Here is a 25,373-nt window from a genome sequence, read left to right as displayed (position 1 = left end):
TGTTAGTTGTCCAAATTTCATGAATACAAAACTGTTTCAAAGCCTCCAGCGTACTTATAATTTCAGGAAAACCTTTTTCTTTTATCAACAAAAATAACTACTACTTTCTATGGAGGAATTCTATAGAAGATGTTTTTCTCGTCCGCCAATTGTGAACAAAAAAGAGCAGAATACCTGAGTATTCTGCTCTTTCTAATCTTATTTCTTTTTATCAGGAGCCTTTTTCGCTACCGTTACTTCTACTCCACTGCTCACATTGCCCTCAGCATCTATTGCTGTAACAACAATCTTCGTGCCTCTTGCTTGCTTCGCAATGGTAATTTCAAAACTTCCCTGTGCAGAGGCTGCCGAACGGCCAATTTCCTGCCCGTTCACCTTTGCCACTACAATTCCGTTTGCTTCTGCTGTTCCGGTCAGCTTCACATCTTTATCGGTGACAGCATTCACGACTGGGACAGCTGGTGCTGTAGCATCGCGTACGGTTACTTCTGCTTCACCACTCACATTGCCTGCAGCATCAGCAGCAGATACTGTAATTTTCGTGCCTGCTGCTTGCTTCGCAATGGTGATTTCAAAACTTCCCTGTGCAGAGGCTGCCGAACGGCCAATTTCCTGCCCGTTCACCTTTGCCACTACAGTAGCGTTTGCTTCTACTGTTCCGGTCAGCTTCACATCTTTATCGGAGACAGCATTCACGACTGGGACAGCTGGTGCTGTAGCATCGCTTACGGTTACTTCAGTTGCTTCACTCTCATTGCCAGCAGCATTTGAAGCTGTCACAGCAATGAGAGTGCCTGCCGCTTGTTTGGCGATAGTGATTTCAAAAGTTCCTTCTACAGTTGCGGTAGCACGGCCGATTTCCTGGCCATTCACCTTTGCCACAACTGTAGAACTTCCTTCAGCTGTTCCGGTTAACTTAAGATCGTTCTCCGTTACCGCATCCACTCCTGGAGAAGCAGGCACGGTAGTCCCGATTAATTCTTTTGTATCTCTGACACGGATACGCGTGCCTTGAGCGAATTCACCTGATAAACCAACTGCTTCCAAGACATCCCCGGTTTTTAAAACAGGGACAGGACCGCTTTGGTTGACGATGTATCCGTCAGTGAATACTAAAACGTCTCCTGAGCCATCATTGATCACATAAGAATTGTCATCAAACTTGGAAACCACTTTACCTTTTACCTTCACTAGCAGACCCTGGTTAGCTGCAGAAGTAGCTTCTCCAGAAGGAACTTGTTTAGGCTGCACGATAGGGCCGGTTCCAATTTTAATTACATCCGTATCGAACTTGCTAAATTCAATTTCTTTGTTATTGTCAAACGTTATTATATGTCCGTAAATGCGTACTTTGTCGCCCTGTTTCAATGAATCTGCAGGAACTTCATTGAACGCCATGATACCACCAGTTTCATCCTGCACGTAGAATGCATCAAAGAATACTCCCGCAGCTGTTGTAACTGTACCTTCCAGGACTACATGAGAATCTTCAGGAAGCTTACGTGCATCACTAATAGTAGAAACCTTCGTTTCACGGTGTGCCAGCCAGTTGATTGCGTTTAACGTGAACTCATCGTTGCCTTTAGGCTCATATGACTCATCAATTTGCTTGTCATTGAAAATGTTCATTCCTGATACAACGATTCTTCCCTTATCCCCAATTTCCTCAGAAGCAATCAACGGGATTGCAGATCCGCCCGTTTCATCGGAAACTGCATCATAGGTGTATCCCCCTTTGATATTGCCCTGATACGTGGTTTCATTCCCTTTTGCTAATATAACAACCTTGCCGCTCTCGGTAAGGGCCGTGTTATCCGCACCAGCTAAACTTACACCACTATAATAATCAAGGAACGACACACGGTCAGTAATATAGTTGGACACTAATCCAGGATGCACTCTAACAGCATACGGACTTACCTTCGGATCGCTCCAGAAGTTACCGCTTTTGCTAAGGTCGAATACTCCGTCGTTTCCAATTCTAATCTCAGTTCCAATTTCGCTTAACATCGCGTTATTTACTGTAGGATCTGTGCTGTTATTGCTCTTGCCTGCCATTAAGACGGATCCACCATTTTGCACAAACTTAGCCACTGCTGCTCTTTCCTCTGCTGTATAAGCAGTACGAGGGTGAGTGATGACGAATACATTTACATCACTTAACACGGCATCAGTAATAACGGCGGTAGTCTCATCAACTTTATATCCTTCTTTTTGAAGGAGAATCGTGAAAGCCTTTAAATTATCTTTATAAGTTCCACCGTCCGTGCTGGTGTTTTCATTTCCGTGTTTGGCATCAATCATAACCTTAATTCCAAGAGGCTCTTTGATTTTTACAGGAAGGGTGAATTGTCCGCTTCCTAAATCCAACCCATCCAGGGAAGTAACGACCGCAATGATGGTGTGGTCTCCCTTGATCGGGCTTGCCCAGTTAAAGGACGCTGTTCCTACACCTTTAGATAGAATAGAAGATAACGTTTGTGTACCAATCAGATTGGTTTCTTTTACTTCGTCAAAATATAAATCTACTTTGATGTTCTTTACTTCCTGTGTTCCATTGTTGCTGATGTTTGCTTTTAATGCCGCCGGGTTGCCTTCGATCATAACATCGCCTACAACATCGATACTATTTACCTTTACGTCCACAGCTTCTTCTTTTGACCAGATTGGTGAAGAATAAATCTGCTCGCCATCAGCCTGTGTTACTTTTACCACGAACCATTGCTGGCCGCCAGTAACAGTGTAAGACGGATTCCAAGTAAATTCATTTGTCATAGGTGTAATAGAATCTACTATACTTCCACCATTTGAAATCAATTCTACTTTAGCAACTCTGTCATCAGACTTGTAATCTGCTGGAAGATAACTATAGTCACTGTCAGCACGCGATTCGGCAACTGCATCACTTCCGCTGATGTTAAATGTAAGGTTTTTGCTGTCTACTGTTGAACCCATATAGTAGCCATTTGCCAGAACATCCAATTTAAAGTTTGGATCTTCTTCCATATACACTCGCATGTTACGCATAGAGTGGATCAATGATTCCTGAGAGAGATCATCCGCAACGATTACCGTACGTGCTCTGGTTTGGCCCCATGTACCTTCATGATTGTCTTCACCGTAAGTAGGAGCAACATGCCAACCTAAATCAAGTACAGAGAAGAATTTCTTCTCAGCATTTGCGTAACCGTAGTGGCCTGATCCGTTACCCACTTCTAACATTGTGAATAGTTTATCCACGTCTTTGTTGTAAGGCTTAAAGTTGTTAAAAGCATCCTTAGACATATCCGGATGGTTGAATTGTCCAACGACATCATCGTATGTCATAACCCATGCATAATACTTGTTTAAATCCTGATACTGCTTTCCATTGATATTACGGTCAATGAAGTTTTCTGTACCAAAAATATTAGAATGTCCCCAGGTAGTTGAAGTCATTTCAAATGCAGGGAAAACAACATATTCACCGTTTTTAGTATATTGTGCAGCAAGATCCTTCGTTAATTGCCAATCCTGTCCGCCTTTACGCTCCGGCATCCCATTTCGGTCAACTGTGTCCTGTCCCAAAAGGGTTGGATCAATATCATGGGAGTGATCAGAGAAGGCGAACCAGTCATAATTGTATCTTTGACCTGCTTTTAATGCGTCTTCAGGTGTTCCAGCACCATCGTGCGAGATGTTCGTATGGTTGTGAGTGGTTCCGCGGAAATGCTGTCCGCCCGTGAAACGAGCTACCGATTCAAACGTCCATTCATACTCACTGGAATTATTTTTAGAGTCCTTAGACGAAACTCTCACTGTATGGCTGCCTAAAACAAGATCAGCAGCAGGAGTGAATTTCACCTGACTTTTGTTAACGGTTGCTTTTGTATAATCAATTTCTTGATTATCAAACCAAACTCGGATCGTATTTTCATCTATTCCGCTAGGATCTTTAAGAAGAATAGAGATTTCCGGACGAGGGCTTTCTACTTTTGTTCCTCCAACAGGAGTTTCTCCATAGTAAGCCGGTCCTTCAGTGTCAGCAATTAAAGCTACCACATGAGGTGCTCCGCTAGTTCCTGAAGTTTGTACCTTTCCCCCGGATTTTGCCTCAATATAATAGACAAAACCAGCAGATGGAACTTGAGCAGCTTCTAGAACAGCAGTGTATCTGCCTTCGCTTCCAGCTGTCATTGGAAGATTGATAAAATCAGCTGCATCAGCCGCTTTGTAATAAACAGAAACAGATTCAGCCCCGCTGGCATTCGCTACGAACTCAATAGCTGTATCCTCGTATGTTTGTGTTATCGGTGTATGCTCAATGCTCAGCTGTGCTGAAATATCCTTTACATCACGCGGGAATACTTGATATCCGCTTGTGTGAGCAGTTGTACTAGTTGTATATTGTCCTACAATTCCTGTTACAGAGTAGCTTTTTCCAGTAACTAAGTCGGTATCCGGCTTAATTCCCGTCTTCTCCATAACTCTTAGAGTTGTTGCTTTATTATTTTCATCCACAATCGTTACGTTGTAATTTGTGCCAGTGGCTACAACAGCAGAGATTTTCCCGTTAAGGCGCACAAGGCTGCCTTCAAGCGGCTCTGCCGTTGCAAAGGAAGTAAGGTTAAGAATAGCTATATCCTTTTCTGCCGGAAGGGCATTGCCTTCATCCACTTTTGTAATAGTTGTTGGTTCGAATTCCGTCATGCCGTTAAAAACAATAACTTTGCCAGTGATTCTCAGCTTATCGCCGCGTTGAATCGTTAAACCGGAATCAAAGCTACCAAAGACGTTTATACCGCCAGTTGCGTCCTGAATATAGAAATTGTTCTTCTGTGCACCAAGAATATTATTTTCAATCGTTACTACGCCCTCAATAGCAAAAAATTTGTTTAAGTTTGTTAAAATCCCGCTTGAGTTTGTTACTTTAACATCCTTAATAGGTGTAACTATGTCTGTGGCCGTTTTCGTTACAGCAACTGGCACGCTCTCTAACATGATTCCTTTGCTGCTGCTTGATTGCTGTGTAACATAGATGGTATCAGGAGCATTTTCAAAGTTAACAGCAGTAAAACCACCTGTTCCCAATGCTTCAATATCCTGGCTGTTTAATTTTTGAGAAGCGTCTGCTGAAGAGACAGAATAAATATTAATTTTAGCCTTAGCAGCTGCAGCACCTGAGTTACCTATTAAAGTACCTGTGCCGTTCTCATTAATCACGTAGCTTAGTTTTTCAGGTACTACACCCGTACTAGGCTGAGCCAGATTAATTTCAATAGCATCACTTTCATCTTTACCTTCCTGTATAGCAGAAACGAACACAGAAGGTAAAGCTTTATCAGTCGTTAGGGTTACTTCAAAAGAACCTGTTTCCGCTGCTGTTCCAGATCCAATCGCAGTAGTTTTAGCAGCTTCTTCATATACTTTAATAACAGAGCCGGCCGAGGCTGCACCAGCAGTACCTGTTAATTTAGAAGAAGTCTCATTTTTAACGAATTGGATATTGTTCCCCACTGCCTGCAAGCTTGTGTTTGAAACCATAGGGGCTTCAGGAGTACTTGCTGTATTTCTCGGAACAGGCGCTCCAGCTACAAAATCTGCTGTATTGTCATTGCTGTCCCATGCGTTCCCTTTTCCTGCTGCAGGGGTTACATTCGCATATGGACGGCGTTGAGCACTAGTTGAATTTGTCAATGAAGGCTTAGTCGGACCGCTTCCTTCAAAAGCAGTAGTCCCTGCTCCGTAACCAACAAAGTCAATGGCGTTGGCTGGTGCAGCGCCTGATATAGGAGTAGTGGTGTTTACCAAAGCTACTTTCCCATCACCGCCAGCCATAGCCAAACTGCCCGTTGCATCTGGCACTGGCAATGCTACACCACCATTTGTGCCGCCTCCCTCTTCAATTAGGTAATAACCATAAGCAGGAATCGTTCCGCTTAGATTAGTTACTCCCCAGACTCCTGTTCCAGTTTTTGAGGCATACTGCACAGACCATCCATCTAATGTAACAGGCTGATCTGTAGGGTTGTATAGTTCAATGAAATCCTTATTATAAGGGGCTCCACTGTTTCCCCCGCCGCCATATACCTGGCTGATCACAACATGATCAGCTAATGCTGCATCTGCCTTGCCTATCATGCTGCTCGGCAGCAAGGTACCCAGCAATAATAGCGCTGTAAGCGTCATACTGTTCCAGCGCCTAAATTCTTTCTTATGTGCCCTCTTCATACATTAACCTTCCTTCGGTATATTTTTAAAATATAAGAGAATAGCCGTAAGTACTTCTTTTCTCTATTAAAAAAGTCGTACTCCCTATAATTCTACAAAGTTCGACATCAAAAAGATAGATAATTTTGATAGTAAACTCTATTAAAAATATTCCTTTTTACACAAATATTATTTTTTTTGACTTAAAAATGGTTTCCTTTTTTGTTCAAACTTGTTACCTTTATCGAGTAATGACAATTTGATTATTAGCACGGTATATTAAGATAGTATTAATGAACTATAAATTTAGGAGGCTTACTTGTGTCCAGCCAACAGAAAGTAATGACGAGCACGACAATAAATTACAAAAAAATCCAATTAACATTCATAGCCCTGCTTATCATCCTTCTATCAGCTCTTCCGTCCTTTGCAGAGGCACATGCGTATAGTGCAAGTTATACTAAAATAAACTTTACTGATAAAAATACAGAAATAATTTTTTCCATAGATACGCTTTCAATTATCGAACTCATGGAAGATGCAGATGAAAATCAAAATGGTGTTTTAGAAAAAAGCGAATTAAAAGCGGAACGCCCACACATCGAGGAATTGGTAACAGAATTTCTTGGGGTCGATAAAGGTACCGAAGAGCAAACAGCGGAAGTATCAAAGATTAAGATAGAAAGGAAAGATACGAAAGAATTCTTAACCTTTACATTAAACTTCCCTGCTTTTTCATCAGGAGAAACTTTTACTTTTATAGATGGTTTTTACGTAAATGATGCTGATACAAACTATATTAATCTCTTATCGGTTTCAAATAGAGGTGAAAAGAGCGAGGCGGTCCTTGAGGGAGACAATCGCAACTGGACGATGCTGCTTACAGATGTACAGCAGGAGCAGGGACAAGTTGAACAGCCGGTTCAGGAGCAGGAGAACAAGCAGTTAAAGAATCCAGAAGCAGATAAAGCACCTTCTTCCTGGTTATCCTTTTTCAAGCTCGGAATGTTTCATATTTTAACAGGCTACGATCACCTGTTATTCTTGCTCGCGCTTTTGCTTAGAAAACAAACCTTCAAGCAGTATGCCGCTATAATAACGTCATTTACGTTAGCTCATTCCATTACCTTGAGCTTATCAGTGCTGGGCTGGATCAACCTTCCCTCTGTTTTGGTTGAAGCTGTCATTGCCTTCAGTATTTGCTATGTAGCTGCAGAGAATCTTTTCCGGAAAGAAGTCCGCGGACGATGGATTCTTACATTCTTATTCGGGCTGATCCATGGCCTCGGATTTGCGTCTATTCTAAAAGAAATGGCGATTTCCAAAAGCCATTTAGCAGTTGGGTTAGTTAATTTCAATTTAGGAATTGAGTTCATCCAATTGCTGCTGGTGTTGCTGGTGCTCCCACTCCTTGCTTATATCTTTAAGCTGAAGAACTCGGAGAAAATTACAAAAGGAATCTCTGTTGTTATTATTGTCTTGGGTGCGGTATGGCTTGTTGAACGGCTGTTTTTCTAATTAGAGACAGGAGGATGTCCAAAGGTGGGACATCCTCTTTTTTGAGGTGTTTATTTCACCACAGACGGCCAGTAAAGCTCAAAGGATTACCAGATGCTAGAGGATTTGATATAAGGAGAAAAGAAAATTAAACTTGAAAAGTATAAGTGGATCAATTCTTGATAAATAAAGAAAATGACGTATGACAATTTCATACGTCATTTCTTGTGTCATTTATTAAGAAAGCACCCGGAACCCTTTACCATTTCCGGAGCACCCTTTTTGTTTCTACTTATCGTTCAAAACCTAGGAAGCGAGTTCCCTGGAAGGAAAGTATTCCAGCATCGCCTTCTGCAATCATCCCGTATTGTGATCCATCCAGTATTAGTTCAATACGATCGCCGCTTTCTACTTCAAAAGTGACAAAATAACTTGTACTTGTATGATGGGTGGCATGGTCATTTGCTGAATGACTATGTCCTCTTACATCAGATCGTTTCGTTTTGACCACTGCTGGAACCGATAAACGTGGAGCTTTATTATTTTTATTCCATTGCCCAACACTTTTAAAAATAGTAAATAGTATGGTTCCTATTACTATAACGAAAATAATACCGAATATGATCGGGAAAATCGTAAACATAAAATCCCCGAAAAAGAATCCATCATCCATAAATGGATCATTCATGAAATTCTCCCCCTTTTTATTCTTCTATTCACATATACGAATTGAAGGGGAATACGGTTTCAATTATTTCCCAATCCCAATCCATAGTTTTTGATCCTTTATGTTAAATTTTACTATTGAACCAAATGGGATGGCTTTTATTTTTTCCAAACCGTTTAAATCAAGACTAAACTTCCCTTCGTTATAGGAAGCAAAAGGCTCTTTATCAAAAATCTTTTTCTTGATCCATGTACTATTTAACGGACGGAAGCTCTCGATAAGGAATGTTAAGATCCTGCCATTTGCTGATACAGGCTTCAAGCCTACTTCAAAGGGAATTGCTAACATCGTTTTCTTCATGATTCCACTGATCACAAGAATTTCATCATGCATTTTTACTTCAAGATTACTAACCCCTTCAAGACTAGACTTTTTTAACAAATACAGAATCATTGACTCGGTTAAAGGTACTGAAACATTAAAATTCTCCATTTTCTTTTTTGTTTCCCCGAATAACACTTCACCTTTGTTTTTCAATTCAATCATTCTCGGTTGTAGTTTTCCAAACCATGTTCCATTCATAAAAGTCACCTCTTAAATCTGTTTTCTAAATAGGCATACGTCACTATTTTTATATGTATATTGCAAATGGGCAAAAACGGTTCCTTATCCAATAGAAAAAGAGGAAATAACCGTTCTTGGTCAATACCCGACTTAAGGTTTGAAAACATCTTTTTACTTTTTTAAAATAATTTCCAGGGAAAATATTAGATAAAATAGTAAAAGCGGCCAGTAAGTCTTCATGTAGAAAACCCACTAGCCGCTTAATAAGATATTCAGTTTAACATATACTTCCACACCAATTCCCCAATGTTTGCAATGGCTATTTTCCCTTTACCTTTTGATGGCAAATCATCACATAATACAGAAATATAGGCAGTTCGCCCCCCTACCTTCATTATTGCACAATCATGTTCAATGCCAGGAAGCTCTCCTGTTTTATTGCCAATCCACCCTTTTTCTGTATCAATGAATAGTGGTAATTTGTCCAACAGTTGTTGGTTATGTAAAATTCCCTTCATGTAATCCCTACTTTTTGAGGAAAACCTTGATCCATTGTCGATTTCTTGAAGCATTAGCATCATTTCACGTGAAGTGGTCCAATTATTGATCCCTTTTTCAATAGCCTTAAAATCCATCATTTTTCGATTAAGTTCGGTTGATACACAACCACTGTCTTTAATGAAAGCATTTATTTGTTCCATATCAAATAAATCTATTAAGATATTTGTAGCAGTATTGTCGGAGACGATGATCATAAGGGTCAATAAATCGTGAACGGAAAGCTCTGCAGTGGATAATGCCTGGATGACACCTGCCCCTTCCACCTTCTGACTCTCTAGAATTTGAATTGCTTCAGAAAGGTTCCATTTCCCCAACTCTATTTGTTTGAAGCCTTCCAACAATATCGGGAGCTTAATGAGGCTTGCAGACGTAATCTTCCGATCCGATTCCCACTCGAAGGTATGGTTATCAACTTCCAACATTATACTCATTTGTCCTGGGCATTTTTTAATTTCCTCGGTCAATCCCGTACTTAATTCAGAAAAATTCATTGTGTTTTCATCCTTTTTCATGAAAAAGGGACACAGTAGCGATGGATAGGAAGAGGTTAAACCTTTATCCAATCTAAATCCGCTTGAGCCCAATATTTGTTATTAGCATCGGAGGTGTGGAGCATAGTAAACCTACTCCGTTACCCCATGCCTTTCCCCTATTTTAATAGTACCATCATTTGTGAAATAAATTTACCAAGTGAAAGTTAATTTTTTAGTTTCCTTACTCTACACTGTTCTACAAAGTGCACAAGAATTCGTTGCATTCGATCATCATTTTTCCCGAGTTCCTCAGGGTGAAATTGTGTCCCCATTATGAGGGTATCTTGGCTTTCATACGCTTCAATCACTCCATCATCAGCCTTTGCAACAGCACGGAGGCCATCTGCTAGTCTTCCTATCGCTTGATGGTGAAAACTGTTTACCTGCACTACCTCTTCCCGTAAAAGTTCATATAATCTACTATCCTTTTGAATCTTGACCGGATGTGAAGTGATGGTCCGCTCTACCTCTGTCAAATGAACTATACCTTTATCAATATCTTCTTCAATATGTTGAATCATAGATCCACCTAATGCAATGTTAATTAAATGAGAGCCTCTACAAATCCCAAATATCGGTTTATTTTGCAATCTTGCTCTTTTCAACAATTCCATATCCGAATGATCAAGTTGAGGGATGGTAGGACCTAAGTAAGGATGGGGCTCTTCATAAAAGTATCGAGGGTCTACATCATTTCCTCCCGTTAGAAATAATCCATCAACCATTTTCATCCATTTTTCCGTACATTCCAGATTTCCAAGTGGCAGAATAACCGGGATGCCCCCTGCCTTTTTTATTGCTTCTGAATAACTGAGATGAACATTGATTGAAATATTCCCTCTTACCACTTCAATATTTGCTGTAAGACCTATCATAGGCTTTGAATTTTTCATCCAGCATCCCCCACTTAAAATAAGTTTTCTTGTATATACCCACTTTTGGGGATTGAAACAGCTGGGTATTGTTGGGTATTAAATGAAGGGACTTATTGCATGATTTTAATGATATATGGAAAAGTTAACTAGGATGATTGAAGGGAAGGAGGAGTTTTTATGCTGGACAATAGCACTGGCGAATTCGTTAAGAAATTGCAGGAGAATGAAAAGAAACAAGAAAAAAACAAGCAGCATCAAGGTAATGGCGATCCAGACAATAAACTACCTAGCAAAACACACAATCAGTAATAAAATTAAAGCATCGGTCATTATCCGATGCTTGTTTAAGTTTTTGTTATTCGGGAATAAAATACTTGGAACTGGATTTACCAATTTTTTCTTAAAAATATTGACCATCGTCAAAATGGATTGGAAATTACCGAATGATAATTCTAAATGTAATGGGAATAGTGACCATTATCATTTCCAAAAACCACTTTTCCAACAAAAATCTTACGAATATTATAAATATATTAATTATTTTAAAATAACGATAAGGTTTTGACTAGTCAGCTTTTCAATAGTATTATAATACGGTACAAAAGGAGGTTTATACATTGATAGACAAACAGAAAATTGTTGAAAGTGTGCCACAGAAAGGATTTTTCGGACATCCAAAAGGATTGTTCACCCTATTCTTCACTGAGTTCTGGGAGCGTTTCTCTTACTATGGAATGAAAGCTATCTTAGTATTATATATGTACTATGAGGTTTCTAAAGGCGGATTAGGCATTGACCAAACTACTGCCCTTTCCATCGCATCTGTTTATGGTTCATTAGTATACATGTCAGGTATTATTGGTGGTTGGTTAGCAGACAGAGTATTTGGAAGCTCTAGAGCCGTCCTATATGGTGGAGTATTAATCATGCTCGGTCATATCGCTTTATCATTCCCTTCTGGATTAACGGCTTTATTCGTTTCCATGGTGTTAATCGTAATAGGTACAGGTTTATTAAAACCAAATATTTCCAATGTTGTTGGTGATATGTACAGTGAAAAAGATAATCGCCGCGATTCAGGTTTCACGATCTTCTATATGGGGATCAACATGGGTGCTTTCTTATCACCACTTATAGTTGGTACAGTTGGTGAAACTTATAGCTTCCACCTTGGTTTCGGTATCGCAGCTGTAGGTATGCTACTTGGTTTAATTGTCTTTGTATTTACGAAGGGAAAGAATTTAGGCTTAGCTGGAACAGCTGTTCCAAACCCATTAAAGCCTGAAGAGAAAAAGAAATTATTTACTACTTTTGGTATTGCTATTATTTTAATCGGAATTGTCGCAACATTCGCTATTGTAAACGGTATCTTAACAATTGACGTATTCACTTGGATCGTGAGTATTCTTGGTATCGTTATTCCAACTTTATATTTTGTATTCATGTATCGCAGTCCTAAGACTACATCTGATGAGCGCTCTAGATTGCTTGCTTATGTTCCTTTGTTCATTGCGTCAGTTATGTTCTGGGCAATCCAAGAACAAGGTTCTAACTTACTAGCTATGTATGCTGATACTCGTACGGATCTTAACTATGCTGGTCTAGCGCTAAAAGCTTCATGGTTCCAGTCGTTGAATCCGTTGTTCATCATTACATTAGCACCTGTTGCAGCTTGGTTATGGGTTAAATTAGGTGACCGTCAACCTTCTACAACTAAGAAATTCTCTCTTGCGATCATTTTCTCAGGGATTTCTTTCTTAGTTATGTTAGTACCTGCAATGCTTTACGGAGCTGAAGCACTTGTTAACCCACTTTGGTTAGTATTAAGCTTCTTCTTATGTGTAGTCGGGGAACTTCTACTTTCACCAGTAGGTCTTTCTGCTACAACTAAGCTTGCTCCAAAAGCATTCTCTGCACAAACTATGAGCTTATGGTTCTTGTCAAACGCTGCTGCACAAGCATTGAATGCACAAATCGTTAAGCTATATAATGCAGATACAGAAATGATGTACTTTGGTTCTATCGGTGCAGTTTCAATTCTATTAGGTCTATTCCTATTAGCAATCTCCGGTAAAATTCAAGGATTTATGAAAGGTGTAAGATAATTAGAAAAGCGGAATCGCCCTGCTTAGCGACGTATGGGCTGGAGGAATCCGCATGAGATAAAGGAAACACGAAGAACGATAGTGATTCGATGTTGACTTATCGTAAGGAGGAGGCCGAAGCACACTAGTCGCTGGGCGATGTAGCTAGACACTGATCTAAAATCTAAAATAAATTCTACATTTAAAAAAGCGTACAAGCTGAGCTTGTACGCTTTTATTGTTGGCGAAGTCCAAATATTACCGAATTGATCAAGTTTTTTACCGAAGTCAGTCCATATATTACCGAACTCAACTCATTTATTGCCGTATCGACCATATTTAATAGCGACCACCAAGACTCCTCTTAATCATAAGAAGGAGTCTTTTGCTTTATTTCGTTGCTGCTGTTTCGGCGTAATCCCCGCCAGCCATTATTTTTTCATTATATAAATGGCAGGCAACAAAATGGTTTTCGTCAATTTCCTGCCATTCTGGTTTCAGTTCCGAACAAGCCGGCATCGCGTGCGGGCACCTTGTACGGAACACGCAACCGCTTGGTGGATTGATGGGACTTGGTAACTCCCCTTGCAAAATAATGCGCTCTCTCTGGTCCTCCACATCCGGGTCAGGAATAGGTATTGCAGAAAGTAGTGCTTGAGTATATGGATGTAGTGGCTTTTTATATAGCTGCTTACTCGTCGTAAGTTCAACCATATTCCCCAAATACATGACACCAATCCGGTCACTGATTGCTTTTACCATGGAAAGGTCATGAGCGATAAATAAGTACGTCAACCCTTTTTCCTTTTGAAGCCTTTTAAGCAAATTAACTACTTGGGCCTGCACAGAAACATCTAGAGCAGAGATGGGCTCATCAGCGATAATAAACTCTGGGTCCAATGCCAATGCTCGAGCAATCCCAATTCGTTGACGTTGTCCACCACTGAATTCATGAGGATAACGATTGGCGTGATCTCGATTTAATCCGACATCCTCCAATAATTGGTAGACTCGTTCTAAGCGATCTTTCTTATCCTTAAAAAGCCCGTGGACTTCCATCGGTTCAGAAATAATTTCCGCGACAGTAGAACGAGGATTCAAGGAAGCGTATGGATCCTGGAAGATCATTTGCATTTGACGATGGAAAGCGAACCTCTCTTTCTCCTTCATCGAATGAATGTCCTTTCCATCATAAACTGCAGAACCCTTTGTCCGATCATACAATCCTATGATGGTTCTGCCGATGGTGGATTTACCGCAGCCAGATTCACCTACCAATCCGAATGTCTCACCTTGATAGATTTGAAAAGAAACGTTATCCACTGCTTTTAATATTTCATTTTTCCCGAGGAAAAAATATTTTTGTAAGGCTTCAACTTCAAGTAATACCTTTTTCTCCATGTTCATCCCTCCGTAACTTGCCAATACCTTCTCGCTGCACAAAGTTCTTTTTCGTAAATGGTTCCTGCAAGATCGATGATTTCAATGGTCTTTCCAGTTTTTGGAGAGTGAAGTAATTTGCCCTCACCATAATAAATGCCGACATGGTGAATGCTACCTTTACCTTCTTCATAAGCAAAGAATAATAAATCTCCAGGCTGTAAAACATCTAATTCAACCTCAGTACCTGCCGCGGCTTGGTCATGTGCGTCACGAGGAATGATATATCCATTTGCTTTACACATGTTATAGCTGAAACCAGAGCAATCATAACCATAGCTACTCATTCCACCCCATAAATAAGGTAATCCTAAAAACTGCTCACCTGATTGGACAATGCTTGCCCCGTCTCGTTGCTCAAAATTCTCCAAGGAATCGAAAACCTCGACATCCGTAGCAGAAAGAAATCCAATACCAGTCGGTATCATTACTTCCACCCTATCAGATTCTATGTTTACGACTGGTAGTCTAGTAGCATAGCTAAGCTCCAATAATGGCTCGTGGTGCTCATTAAATAATGTAGCTTTTTTAGATGTAATCGAAATGAGCTTGGGAGGTGAAGCCTGTTCTTTTATATCTACTAATTGTGAAGTGGGAACCCATCCTGGATAGCCTCTGTCATCCTTTGAGGAAGGTTGATCGAGACAGATGATTGACGACCATTCACCATGCTCATCAACAACAATCACTTCCTCCCCAAAAAGAAGCTGGGTCTGAACTAAGTTACAGTTACATAAATCTAGTAATGTTTCATATTCTAATCCTTTAATCCAGCCATCCAAGTCGACTGGATTAGAAACAGCCTTTTCATCAAGAGCTCTACTTGAATCAAAAGATGTCCATACAGTCGCTACTGGTACATTGACTACCATTCTCTTTTCCATTTTCCATTCCTCCTCTATTGTAAATTTGTCATTTCAGATATTCCTAAACCTGGTGCATCCGGGAAGGTAATGCGTTTACCTTCGTAGATTATTCCACCGATTACTATGTCTTTTGCCAGCATTAAAGGGGCATCAAAGTCAAAGCGGGTGATATTTTTCTTACTGGCCGCAAAATGTGCTGCTGCGGTTATTCCTAGTCGAGTTTCAATCATGCTTCCGACCATACACTCCACTCCGCACGTTTCTGCCAAACTATTAATAATTTGAGCCTGATAGATTCCCCCTGCCTTCATCAGCTTGATATTAATCAAATCTGCACTTCTCGTTTTTAACACCTGCATTGCCTGAAGAGGAGTAAATATGCTTTCATCTGCCATGATTGGTGTATCAACGTGATCGGTGACCTGCTTCAACCCTTCAATATCTGCTGCAAGAACAGGTTGTTCTACCAATTCAATGTCCAGTCCAGCATCCTCCATCTTACGAATGACTCTAATGGATTCCTTTGGATTCCAGCCTTGATTCGCATCCAAGCGGATTTTAATATCATAGCCCACTTTATCTCGAATCTGTTTAATCCGATCAAAATCCAGTGAAGCTTCGTCCTTCCCGACCTTGACCTTCAAGACCGTGAATCCTTGCTTCACGTATTCTACTGCGTCATCTCCCATTTCCTGTGGTGAATTCACACTAACAGTAAAATCCGTCTCCAATTCATTACGGTAACCACCAAGGAATTGATACAATGGCAGCTTGCAATTTTGTGCAATACAATCATAAAGCGCCATATCCATAGCGGCTTTTGCACTGCTGTTTCCTACCAAAATGGTCTGTAGCCCTTGGAATATTGCTTCATAGTTTAGTAGATTTTTATGTAATAAATAGGGTTTAAAGATATTTTGCACCGCATACTCCACACTGTTCAGACTATCACCCGTGATTACATGGGTTGGCGGGGCTTCTCCCCACCCAGTGATGCCATTGTCGCAGATGACTTTTACAACTACTGCCTCGGCTGTTTCGACAGTGCGTAGCGCAGTTTTAAAAGGCTTAGTAAGTGGGACGGCCACTTTATAGGTTTCAATGGATGTGATTATCAAGTTCTTTCTCTCCTAACTATGACTGAATTCCAGACTCAATGATGACGGTCTTTTGATTGGTATCAACTATTGCCCTTACACCTAGTGGAATACTGTAATGAGGGTTACAGTGCCCGATTCTAAGTCCTTTCAATGTTGGCTTTCCGGCAAGCTTTGCATATTGATCTAACACTTCATCAAGTGTCAAAGACAATTCACGTTCCGGTACACAATTCGCGAAATCCCCGAAAAGTATCGCTGCTGCATCCGAAAGCTTCCCTGCCATATACAGCTGGTTCAAGTACCGATCCACTTGGCGAGGTTCTTCATTCACATCTTCAATTAATAAAATCTTGTTTTTCGTATCCATTTCAAACTTAGTCCCTAAGGAACTAACTAATAAAGTAAGATTGCCTCCAACGATATCCCCTTCTGCTTCCCCTTCCACCAACACCTCAATAGGTGCAATTTTTTCATCATAACGGAAAGGGTGGGATGAAAATAGTTGTTGGAATCTGTCCTTTGAATCTTGGTGGCAATCCGGCTTTCCAATATCTGAAGCAGGCATCGGACCATGGAACGTGACCAATCCAGTTTCCTGATGGATGCTATTATGTAAAAAAGTAATATCACTGTAGCCCCAGAAAATTTTAGGATTCATTCGAATTAATTCATAATTGATATAGGAGGCGATACGTGGTGTCCCATATCCTCCACATGCGCAAAATATCGCTTTTACATCTGTATCAGTGAACATGGAATGTAAATCATCCACACGCTCATGATCCTTACCAGCAAGATAGCCATTGATTTCATGTACGTATTTTCCAAACTTCACTTTTAAGCCTAGTTCTTCAAAAAATGCCATTGCACTTTGTAATTGTTCTTGATTCGGCGGGCTTGCGGGTGCAATGATCCCAACCGTATCACCTTTTATTAATCCTCTAGGTCTTACAGTCATTTGCGACACCTCTTTACAGTTTTATACTTCATACTTATTACTGGGGAATCATATCATTCGCTTTTTGATGAATGCAGAGGAAAATGTATTAGGGGATTCATAATGGACTTGCCCTTCCCCAGCTAAAGCCAGGAAAGAGCAAGCATAGTCAAAATTACTTCTTATCTGCCCATTTCAATTCCATGTAACCTACAGGATGACGAACAATTCCTGTAACATCTTCATTTTGAAGATAAACATGGTTGTAGAAGTGGATCGGGAAGATAGGAGCTTCTTCCAATAGAATTTTTTCAGCTTGATACATAAGGTCGAAGCGTTTCTTTTCATCAGCTTCGTTTTTAGCATCTTTAATTAATTTGTCATAAGTAGGGTTGCTCCAACCAGTACGGTTCATAGAAAGTCCTGTTTGGAAGTTTTCTAGGAAGTTGATTGGATCTGCATAATCCGCTAAGAATGAGCTACGAGACAATTGGAATTTCAATGCCGTTTGCTCTTCAGCAAAAACGTTCCATTCCATGTTTGCTAGCTTTACGTCTACACCAAGGTTTTCCTTGAACATTTGTTGTAGAGCTTCTGCAATCTTCTTATGAGTGTCGCTTGTGCTGTACGTTAAAGTTACTTCTGGAAGCTTGTCATAGCCTTCCTCTTGCATACCTTTTGCTAAAAGAGCTTTAGCTTCTTCTAGATTTGTTTTCAGTAGTTCTCCGCTAGTTTCACGGAAATCTGTGCCATCAGCATCATTGAAACCATATGAAACGAATCCATATGCAGGTTTTTCTTGGTTTTTCGTTACGAAATCAACCATTTTTTGTTGATCTACTGCAAGAGCGAATGCTTTTCGGATATTCTTGTTTTGGAATGGTTCCTTTGTTACGTTAAAGCGGTAGAAATATGTACCAGCTTGGTCGCCTACTTGAGCTTTTCCATCCTTGAATAATTGCTCTGCTACATCTGCAGGAACATCAGACGAATCAAGCTCTCCACTTTGGTACATTTGGTATTCTGTATTAGTATCATCTACGATTGCCCAATGAACTTTATCAAGCTTTACATTTTTGGCATCCCAGTAGTTCTTATTCTTTTCCATTTCGAAATGGCTATCATGCTCCCATACAGCTAAGTTGAATGGTCCATTTCCAACGAATGTTTCTGCTTCTGCAAACCATTGTGCATTTTCTGTAGCAACTTTTTCGTTGACTGGGAAGAATGCTGGGTTTGCGATAACACTTAAGAAATAAGCTTGAGGACTTGTTAGAGTAACTTCAAAAGTCTTTTCATCAACAGCCTTAATTTTTACATCATCAGCAGTACCCTTATTAGTATTGAATGCTTCCGCTCCTTCAATGAAGAAAGCAAGGAATGCCGCAGGAGATCCTACTGCAGGATCAAGAAGGCGTTTCCAAGCGAAAACGAAATCGCCAGCAGTAACATCGTCACCGTTAGACCATTTAGCGTCTTCACGGATATTGAATGTATAAGTCTTTCCATCTTCTGAAACTTTCCAATCTGCCGCTGTAGCAGCTTCTGGTTCATGGTTTTCCCCTAAACGAGTTAAACCTTCCATCAAGTTGTTCAATGCGTTCCATGATACGGAGTCAAACCCGATAACTGGATCGAATGAAGTTGGTTCACTTCCATTGTTCAACTTCAATACTTTTTCTACCTTTGCAGTTTCTTTACCATCTTTTTTTGGTTCAGTACCTGCATCCTTGTTTGCTGTACATGCAGCTGCTACAAAAAGCATCATGACTGACATAAACAGCGCTACAAATTTTTTCATGTTTTTCCCCCATCTCCATTTTTAAATCTATTTGGTATTGCTGTGGTGCTGTAATCAACTTATACTTTCGCCAACATTTTTGTGGCTCGTTCATCCTGAAGCCAGCAATCCACTTGATGCTCTTGGCTCAGTTGTGTCTTATACGGATAAACCCTTTCACACACTTCCATGGCATAGGAGCAACGGGCAGCGAATGCACACCCTACTGGAGGTGCGAATAGGTCCGGTGGAGAACCGACGATTGGAACGAGCTCTGACTCTTCTAAATCTAGTCGGGGCACAGAATTCAATAGTCCACGAGTATATGGGTGCTGTGGATTATAAAATATTTCTCTTCTTGTACCTGTTTCAACGATTTTTCCGGCGTACATGACGGCTATCCGGTCAGCCACCTGGGCGACTACTCCAAGGTCATGAGTGATCAAAATGATCGAGACCCCTGTCTTCTTTTGAATATCCTTGAACAAGTCCAAGATTTGGGCTTGTATGGTAACATCCAGTGCAGTCGTTGGTTCATCAGCAATCAGCACCTCTGGTTGACAAACCAGTGCCATCGCGATGACAATACGCTGTCTCATCCCACCGCTGAACTGATGAGGGTATTGTTTTAATCGTGTTAATGGACTGGGAATCCCAACTAGGTCAAGCATAGAAAGAGCCATTTTTTTCGCTTCTTCCTTTGAGACTTTTTTATGTTGAATGATCCCTTCCATGATTTGATCGCCAACGGTCAAAGTTGGATTCAGTGCCGTCATCGGATCCTGGAAAATCATTGATATATCAGCACCACGAATCGATCTCATCTCAGTATCCTTTAGCGTCGTTAGATCTTTCCCTTTAAACATGATGGAGCCGCTAGTGATTTTTCCAGGAGGATTCGGTATTAAACGCATGATGCTTTGTGATGTCACACTTTTCCCACAACCAGATTCACCGACAATTGCCAGCGTCTCTCCTTTATGCAAATCAAATGTCACACCACGCACAGCCTTTACCGAGCCACCGTATGTACTGAATTCCACATGTAAGTCTTTTACTCGTAACACCTTTTCCATTACATTACCTCCTTAACTTCGGATCGAGCGCATCCTGAAGTCCGTCTCCCAGCACGTTAAACGCAAACATCGTCAATGAAATGAAGAATGCCGGGAAAAAGAGGCGCCACCAATGCCCTGATAGAATGGTAGATAATCCATCACTTGCCATCACACCCCAGCTCGCGAATGGAGCTTGAATCCCTAATCCCAGGAAGCTTAGGAATGCCTCAGCGAAGATAGCGGAAGGCACGGTCAAAGTCATTTGGACAATGATTGGCCCCATTGTATTTGGCAATAAATTTTTCCGTATGATTCGTGCTGTTTTTGTACCAAATGATTTAGAAGCCAATACAAATTCATAGTTTTTGATTTGTAATACTTGCCCCCTTACGATACGTGCCATCCCAATCCACCCTGTGACAGTCAATGCCACGATTATGGTTAAAAGTCCCGGACCAAGAACGACCGACATTAAAATGACAATGAGTAAATAAGGAAGACCGTATAATACTTCAATGACCCTCATCATATAGTGGTCAACTCGCCCACCTTTATAGCCGGCGATTCCTCCGTAAATGACACCGATAAGGAAATCTATTAATGCAGCAACTACCCCTACGAATAAGGAAACGCGCGCACCATACCAAGTTCGTGTAAATACATCTCTACCTAAATCATCCGTCCCAAACCAATGCTCTTTGGAAGGAGGTAGGTTTTGATCCATTAATTTTTGGTCGCCTACATCATAATGTGAAATCAGCGGACCAAAAATCGCCATGACTGTCAATAGAATCAAGAAAAACAAGCCAATCATAGCGAGTTTATTTTTTACCAGTCTACGCCAAGTGTCTTTCCAATAAGAAAGACTCGGACGAACGACCGCTTCTGCAACAGACAAATCCTTTCCTTTAGGCGTAAACCATTCGTCTGGAATATTGGAAGCTACAGGTTCTTCTTGTTTCAATTTTCGAAGTTCCATTATCTTCCCTCCTTCTTATGCAACTTGATGCGTGGGTCAAGTATGCCATATGCCAGATCGACCAAAAATAGCATCAAAATCAAGACGGCACCATAAAACACCGTCGTTCCCATAATGACAGGATAATCACGGCTGTTGATACTTTCCACGAAGTACTTACCCATTCCAGGTATAGCGAAGATCTTTTCGATAACAAATGTCCCGGTCAAAATGCTTGCTGCAAGAGACCCAAGAACAGTAATAACTGGTAATAACGCATTTCTTAGTGCGTGTTTGAATACGATTTTTACCGGGGAAAGCCCTTTCGCTTCCGCGGTCCGGATATAATCCTGTGTCAGAACTTCCAACATGCTCGTTCTTGTCAATCGGGCAATGATCGCCATTGGACCTGTCGCCAAAGCAAGAGTCGGTAGAATCATATGCATCGGGCTAGCCCAAGTAGCAACAGGTAGTAGTTGCCAATCCACAGCGAATTTTTGGATCAAAAGGGTTGCCATGACAAAGCTTGGCACTGAAATACCGACTACCGCAAACGTCATGGCCAAGTAATCGATAATCCCGTTATGCCTAAGGGCTGCCACTATACCTAGTAAAATTCCAGATATGACTGACACGGTAAGAGTGACCATACCAAGTTCAAACGAAACTGGAAACCCTCTACCAAGCATGTCGTTAACCGTTTGTGATGATTTTTTTATTGATGGACCAAAATCCAACGTTACAAGTTTCTTTAAGTACTCTCCATACTGGACCAATAATGGTTCATCGAGATTATAATAGGCTTCTAGATTCTTTTGCACCGATTCACTTGTATTCCTTTCCTCATTGAAAGGAGAACCTGGAACAGAATGCATCAAGAAAAAGGTCAGCGTCACAATCAACCATAGGGTCACAAGCATGGACATAATTCGTTTAATAAAATATGAATTCATGCAATCACACTTTCTAACAAGATTGTGTTCTATGTATCTATTGAATTAGCAAAAGGTCGTTCTCATAGCTAGCTCCGTCATGACCAGCATGGCTTTGTAAGCTTCTAGTATATCTTTTGCCTGATAACGGACGATTGTCGTACCTTCTTCTATTTCTGTACCTGGCATTAAGCTAGCCCATTCGGCTTGACCATAATTGGCAAACTCAATACGCATTAATGGGTTTTGAGGTGGAACAAGTGGTTTGACTAAATCTTTATTGGCTATTGCCTGTGCAGTCTTTTCCTTTAATAGTTCTCCCGCCTTAGCAGGTGTAAGCGTTTTCGCAGCTGACCGGGAAATAGATTCCTTCACGACCGCAGTCGTTACATTTGGAATTAGCGCTGTCGCTTCTCTAGCAGCTCCATCGTCGCCAGCAACCATGAGCACTGGAACACCGTAATAGCCTGCTACATATGCATTAAAACCAAGCTCGCCAATCACAACATCATTAATGTATATATTTCGAACACCAAAAATCATAGTGTGTGACATTACGCCCTTCATGCAAGCGCGTGCATGATAGCCTGCAAAAATGGCACCTGTGAAACTATCATCTAACCCTTGCACCATAGAAAAAGGTTTAACATCACCAGTAATCAACTGAGTTTCAGGATGGAGCTTTTCAATTAATAGATTATTCATCTTTGAGTGGCTATCATTGACGACTACCTCAACACAACCTTTCTCGAACGCTTCCGAAATGATATAGTTCGCTTCTTCAGTCATGATTTGACGTCCACGTTCGTAGTTGTGCCTGGAAGAATCAACGTGAGTGGCATCTACCAATCCTGTGATCCCTTCCATATCCACGGACATATAGAGTTTCATATTTTCCCTCCTGTGCATACTTATGTAAATTTTCTTAAAATTTATAATAAAAGAAAAACTATTAATTATCAATTGCTTTATTATATATAAATTCATTCAAATGAATAAATTCCATAACTGTAGAATACCAATACCATTGATATATCAATGATTTTAAAAGGAAAAATATTTTTATAATCGAAATAATCATTTTTATAAAATAATAAATAATACCTATTTATAAACAATACATTTCCAACTGCATGTCGATGTCGAAAAAAAAGGAATTAAATAATTTGAAGATTAAATTTATTTAGTCTATTATAGAATGGTAGATTGGTTGCAAACGCTTACATAATCTATTAAATGGGTTCCCCAATCAAAGGAGGATATTGAATGGTAAATCTTACGCTTGAAATTAGTCCAAAACTACAAAAGTTCCTACAAGGTCCTAAAAAGATATTTATTAACGGTGAGTTTGTAGAAAGTGCCTCCCAAAAGACCTTTAAGACTCCAAACCCTGCTACAGGAGAAGTATTGGCAGAGGTGTTCGAAGGTGGAGCGGCTGACATTGATTTAGCTGTTCGTGCTGCACGTAAAGCTTTTGACGAAGGTAAATGGTCTAAAATGAGCGCAGCTTCAAGAAGCCGCCTGATGTACAAACTAGCCGATTTAATGGAAGAGCATAAAGAAGAGCTTGCTCAATTAGAAACGCTAGATAATGGTAAACCTATCAACGAAACGACAAATGCAGATGTTCCGCTTGCGATTGAACATATGAGATATTATGCTGGTTGGGCTACGAAAATCGTTGGTCAGACGATTCCTGTCAGCGGACCTTTCTTAAACTATACTCGCCATGAAGCGGTTGGAGTCGTAGGACAAATCATCCCTTGGAACTTCCCTCTATTAATGGCAATGTGGAAGCTCGGTGCTGCTTTAGCTACTGGATGTACAGTAGTATTAAAGCCAGCTGAGCAGACTCCACTTTCTGCTTTATATTTAGCTGAACTAATCCAAGAGGCTGGATTCCCAGCAGGCGTTGTCAACATCGTACCTGGATTCGGTGAAACAGCTGGTAAGCCACTAGTTGACCATCCTCTAGTAGATAAAATTGCGTTCACGGGCTCTACAGAAGTTGGGAAGCTGATCATGGCTTCTGCTTCCAAAACTTTAAAGCGTGTGACACTTGAGCTAGGTGGTAAATCTCCTAACATCATCCTACCTGATGCGGATTTATCAAAAGCAATCCCTGGAGCATTAAATGGTGTAATGTTCAACCAAGGACAAGTTTGTTGCGCAGGTTCTCGCGTATTTATCCAGAAGAAACACTATGACAATGTCGTAGCGGATATGGTGTCTCATGCGAAAAACATCAAACAAGGTGTTGGTTTAGACCGTTCTACTCAAATCGGACCACTTGTTTCCGATGAGCAGCAAAAACGTGTACTTGGTTATATCGAAAAAGGTGTGGCAGAAGGTGCTGAAGTCTTAGTTGGTGGAAACAAGCCACAAGATGAAGGTTATTTCGTATCTCCTACAATCTTTGCAGGTGTACAAGATGATATGACCATCGCGAAAGAAGAAATCTTCGGACCGGTCATCTCTGCAATGCCATATGAAGACTTAGATGAAGTTATCAAGCGTGCGAACAATTCCGAATTCGGACTTGCAGCTGGCCTATGGACTCGCGATATCGCAAACGCACACTATGTAGCTAGTAAACTTCGCGCAGGAACTGTGTGGGTAAATTGCTATAACGCGTTTGATGCTGCATCTCCATTCGGTGGATACAAACAATCCGGTATGGGTCGTGAAATGGGCTCCTACGCTCTTGACAACTATACTGAAGTGAAGAGTGTTTGGGTAAGCCTGAAATAATAAAATAACCTAGATAACAAGAACTCCCCCAGCCCTAGCTGGTGGGAGTTTTGTTTGGATAGGCTGTATTCAAAGCGAATGGTGTTAAACTGAAGAATTAATTGTGATTGAGAATATATATGAATAATATAATAGTCCCGTCATTTCAATCTGACGGGATTTTTTCTTCCTATTCTTTTTCATCATTTTCTATTACAATCTTATTTTCTTGTGATAATCCACCATATAATTTGTTGATTTCACTTGCCAAATCATCAAGAAATTCATCTGAGAATAAGGGATTGTTTTCCTTGTACAAAGTAATTCCTCCATTCATAATTTTTTTATTTACATTCCACAAACTTAGGAGTATTATTACTTTCAGTTTCATATTTCTAGATCGCTTAATCCGATAGGAGCGGGGGAACCATTTTTAGTGGATATTATTTTTTCCACTTGGGGTGAATCCTATTCATGAAGGTAGGGGTACTCTTTAGTCCCGAACCCGACAGCTAACCTCGTAGGCGTTATAAGAGAGGAAGTGGAGCTTGTGAGGCTTAGTACGTAAAGATCACAAGGCTATTAATCATTCCTTGTGGTCT

19 protein-coding genes and 1 riboswitch are annotated in these 25,373 nt (G+C 40.6%); of the genes, 4 read left to right on the top strand and 15 right to left on the bottom strand.

Annotated elements, in window-relative coordinates; genetic code table 11:
• Window positions 1–198 precede the first annotated feature (198 nt).
• Window positions 199–6,210, bottom strand: coding sequence for a DUF4350 domain-containing protein (locus tag G3O09_RS13960; RefSeq protein ID WP_163102101.1), 6,012 nt, complete (start codon window positions 6,208–6,210; stop codon window positions 199–201).
• A gap of 300 nt (window positions 6,211–6,510) precedes the next feature.
• Between G3O09_RS13960 and G3O09_RS13955 the strand changes: the two genes are divergently transcribed.
• Entirely contained in the window at window positions 6,511–7,707 is a 1,197-nt protein-coding gene (locus G3O09_RS13955; protein ID WP_240338439.1) for a HupE/UreJ family protein, read from the top strand.
• A 271-nt stretch (window positions 7,708–7,978) separates the two neighbouring features.
• On the opposite strand, the gene G3O09_RS13950 is transcribed toward G3O09_RS13955, so the two are convergent.
• From G3O09_RS13950 to G3O09_RS13935, 4 genes are all read right to left on the bottom strand, one after another.
• Window positions 7,979–8,374, bottom strand: coding sequence for a DUF2500 domain-containing protein (locus G3O09_RS13950; protein WP_163102100.1), 396 nt, complete (start codon window positions 8,372–8,374; stop codon window positions 7,979–7,981).
• Between the two features lie 63 nt (window positions 8,375–8,437).
• Window positions 8,438–8,935 carry a hypothetical protein gene (locus G3O09_RS13945; protein ID WP_163102099.1) on the bottom strand — a complete coding sequence of 166 codons (498 nt, stop codon included), beginning with the start codon at window positions 8,933–8,935 and terminating at the stop codon, window positions 8,438–8,440.
• Window positions 8,936–9,189: 254 nt separating this feature from the next.
• Complete coding sequence (locus G3O09_RS13940; protein ID WP_163102098.1) at window positions 9,190–9,969, bottom strand: serine hydrolase; 780 nt, start codon at window positions 9,967–9,969, stop codon at window positions 9,190–9,192.
• 206 nt (window positions 9,970–10,175) lie between these two features.
• Complete coding sequence (locus tag G3O09_RS13935; RefSeq protein ID WP_163102097.1) at window positions 10,176–10,904, bottom strand: gamma-glutamyl-gamma-aminobutyrate hydrolase family protein; 729 nt, start codon at window positions 10,902–10,904, stop codon at window positions 10,176–10,178.
• A gap of 159 nt (window positions 10,905–11,063) precedes the next feature.
• Between G3O09_RS13935 and G3O09_RS13930 the strand changes: the two genes are divergently transcribed.
• Window positions 11,064–11,195, top strand: coding sequence for a DUF4023 domain-containing protein (locus tag G3O09_RS13930; RefSeq protein WP_420850344.1), 132 nt, complete (start codon window positions 11,064–11,066; stop codon window positions 11,193–11,195).
• 308 nt (window positions 11,196–11,503) lie between these two features.
• A complete protein-coding gene (locus G3O09_RS13925) occupies window positions 11,504–12,991 on the top strand; it encodes a peptide MFS transporter (protein ID WP_163102096.1) in 1,488 nt (495 codons plus the stop codon).
• 369 nt (window positions 12,992–13,360) lie between these two features.
• Here the strand turns inward: G3O09_RS13925 and G3O09_RS13920 are convergent, their stop codons facing one another.
• The 9 genes from G3O09_RS13920 to G3O09_RS13880 all read right to left on the bottom strand — a co-directional run bounded on the left by G3O09_RS13920 (window position 13,361) and on the right by G3O09_RS13880 (window position 22,932).
• Window positions 13,361–14,371 (bottom strand): ABC transporter ATP-binding protein, encoded by a 1,011-nt coding sequence (locus G3O09_RS13920; RefSeq protein ID WP_163102095.1) that lies wholly within the window; start codon window positions 14,369–14,371, stop codon window positions 13,361–13,363.
• A 2-nt stretch (window positions 14,372–14,373) separates the two neighbouring features.
• Window positions 14,374–15,294 carry a C40 family peptidase gene (locus tag G3O09_RS13915; protein WP_163102094.1) on the bottom strand — a complete coding sequence of 307 codons (921 nt, stop codon included), beginning with the start codon at window positions 15,292–15,294 and terminating at the stop codon, window positions 14,374–14,376.
• A gap of 14 nt (window positions 15,295–15,308) precedes the next feature.
• The gene (locus G3O09_RS13910; protein WP_163102093.1) at window positions 15,309–16,394 is read right to left on the bottom strand and encodes a mandelate racemase/muconate lactonizing enzyme family protein; all 1,086 of its coding nucleotides are present in this window, start codon (window positions 16,392–16,394) and stop codon (window positions 15,309–15,311) included.
• Window positions 16,395–16,410: 16 nt separating this feature from the next.
• Window positions 16,411–17,334: a S66 peptidase family protein gene (locus G3O09_RS13905; protein WP_163102092.1), complete on the bottom strand. Its 924-nt coding sequence runs from the start codon at window positions 17,332–17,334 to the stop codon at window positions 16,411–16,413.
• A 154-nt stretch (window positions 17,335–17,488) separates the two neighbouring features.
• Window positions 17,489–19,114 (bottom strand): peptide ABC transporter substrate-binding protein, encoded by a 1,626-nt coding sequence (locus tag G3O09_RS13900; protein ID WP_163102091.1) that lies wholly within the window; start codon window positions 19,112–19,114, stop codon window positions 17,489–17,491.
• A 59-nt stretch (window positions 19,115–19,173) separates the two neighbouring features.
• Window positions 19,174–20,169: an ABC transporter ATP-binding protein gene (locus G3O09_RS13895; protein ID WP_163102090.1), complete on the bottom strand. Its 996-nt coding sequence runs from the start codon at window positions 20,167–20,169 to the stop codon at window positions 19,174–19,176.
• A gap of 4 nt (window positions 20,170–20,173) precedes the next feature.
• On the bottom strand, window positions 20,174–21,130 hold the full coding sequence (locus G3O09_RS13890) for an ABC transporter permease (protein WP_163102089.1): 957 nt from the start codon (window positions 21,128–21,130) through the stop codon (window positions 20,174–20,176).
• Complete coding sequence (locus G3O09_RS13885) at window positions 21,130–22,062, bottom strand: ABC transporter permease (RefSeq protein ID WP_163102088.1); 933 nt, start codon at window positions 22,060–22,062, stop codon at window positions 21,130–21,132. Before G3O09_RS13885 ends, G3O09_RS13890 begins: the two co-directional genes overlap by 1 nt.
• Before the next feature lie 45 nt (window positions 22,063–22,107).
• On the bottom strand, window positions 22,108–22,932 hold the full coding sequence (locus G3O09_RS13880; protein ID WP_163102087.1) for a M55 family metallopeptidase: 825 nt from the start codon (window positions 22,930–22,932) through the stop codon (window positions 22,108–22,110).
• Window positions 22,933–23,307: 375 nt separating this feature from the next.
• Here G3O09_RS13880 and G3O09_RS13875 point away from each other — a divergent pair, with 375 nt between their 5' ends.
• Window positions 23,308–24,792: an aldehyde dehydrogenase family protein gene (locus tag G3O09_RS13875; protein ID WP_163102086.1), complete on the top strand. Its 1,485-nt coding sequence runs from the start codon at window positions 23,308–23,310 to the stop codon at window positions 24,790–24,792.
• Between the two features lie 169 nt (window positions 24,793–24,961).
• Here the strand turns inward: G3O09_RS13875 and G3O09_RS13870 are convergent, their stop codons facing one another.
• Window positions 24,962–25,090 carry a hypothetical protein gene (locus G3O09_RS13870; protein ID WP_163102085.1) on the bottom strand — a complete coding sequence of 43 codons (129 nt, stop codon included), beginning with the start codon at window positions 25,088–25,090 and terminating at the stop codon, window positions 24,962–24,964.
• Window positions 25,091–25,162: 72 nt separating this feature from the next.
• Window positions 25,163–25,314: riboswitch (cyclic di-AMP (ydaO/yuaA leader) on the top strand.
• The last annotated feature ends 59 nt before the right edge of the window (window positions 25,315–25,373 follow it).

It is taken from the genome of Peribacillus alkalitolerans (genome assembly GCF_010882125.1).
In the GTDB taxonomy this organism is placed as follows: domain Bacteria; phylum Bacillota; class Bacilli; order Bacillales; family DSM-1321; genus Bacillus_BN; species Bacillus_BN alkalitolerans.
The sequence above is the reverse complement of the archived record's forward strand: the minus strand, read 5'-3'. Positions and strand labels throughout refer to the sequence as shown.

What these genes read in the sequence shown, in the direction of transcription:
- G3O09_RS13960 (WP_163102101.1), bottom strand. Translation starts at nt 6,210, where the DNA reads ATGAAGAGGGCACATAAGAAAGAATTTAGGCGCTGGAACAGTATGACG.
- G3O09_RS13950 (WP_163102100.1), bottom strand. Translation starts at nt 8,374, where the DNA reads ATGAATGATCCATTTATGGATGATGGATTCTTTTTCGGGGATTTTATG.
- G3O09_RS13945 (WP_163102099.1), bottom strand. Translation starts at nt 8,935, where the DNA reads ATGAATGGAACATGGTTTGGAAAACTACAACCGAGAATGATTGAATTG.
- G3O09_RS13940 (WP_163102098.1), bottom strand. Translation starts at nt 9,969, where the DNA reads ATGAATTTTTCTGAATTAAGTACGGGATTGACCGAGGAAATTAAAAAA.
- G3O09_RS13935 (WP_163102097.1), bottom strand. Translation starts at nt 10,904, where the DNA reads ATGAAAAATTCAAAGCCTATGATAGGTCTTACAGCAAATATTGAAGTG.
- G3O09_RS13930 (WP_420850344.1), top strand. Translation starts at nt 11,064, where the DNA reads ATGCTGGACAATAGCACTGGCGAATTCGTTAAGAAATTGCAGGAGAAT.
- G3O09_RS13920 (WP_163102095.1), bottom strand. Translation starts at nt 14,371, where the DNA reads ATGGAGAAAAAGGTATTACTTGAAGTTGAAGCCTTACAAAAATATTTT.
- G3O09_RS13915 (WP_163102094.1), bottom strand. Translation starts at nt 15,294, where the DNA reads ATGGAAAAGAGAATGGTAGTCAATGTACCAGTAGCGACTGTATGGACA.
- G3O09_RS13905 (WP_163102092.1), bottom strand. Translation starts at nt 17,334, where the DNA reads ATGACTGTAAGACCTAGAGGATTAATAAAAGGTGATACGGTTGGGATC.
- G3O09_RS13900 (WP_163102091.1), bottom strand. Translation starts at nt 19,114, where the DNA reads ATGAAAAAATTTGTAGCGCTGTTTATGTCAGTCATGATGCTTTTTGTA.
- G3O09_RS13895 (WP_163102090.1), bottom strand. Translation starts at nt 20,169, where the DNA reads ATGGAAAAGGTGTTACGAGTAAAAGACTTACATGTGGAATTCAGTACA.
- G3O09_RS13890 (WP_163102089.1), bottom strand. Translation starts at nt 21,130, where the DNA reads ATGGAACTTCGAAAATTGAAACAAGAAGAACCTGTAGCTTCCAATATT.
- G3O09_RS13885 (WP_163102088.1), bottom strand. Translation starts at nt 22,062, where the DNA reads ATGAATTCATATTTTATTAAACGAATTATGTCCATGCTTGTGACCCTA.
- G3O09_RS13880 (WP_163102087.1), bottom strand. Translation starts at nt 22,932, where the DNA reads ATGAAACTCTATATGTCCGTGGATATGGAAGGGATCACAGGATTGGTA.
- G3O09_RS13875 (WP_163102086.1), top strand. Translation starts at nt 23,308, where the DNA reads ATGGTAAATCTTACGCTTGAAATTAGTCCAAAACTACAAAAGTTCCTA.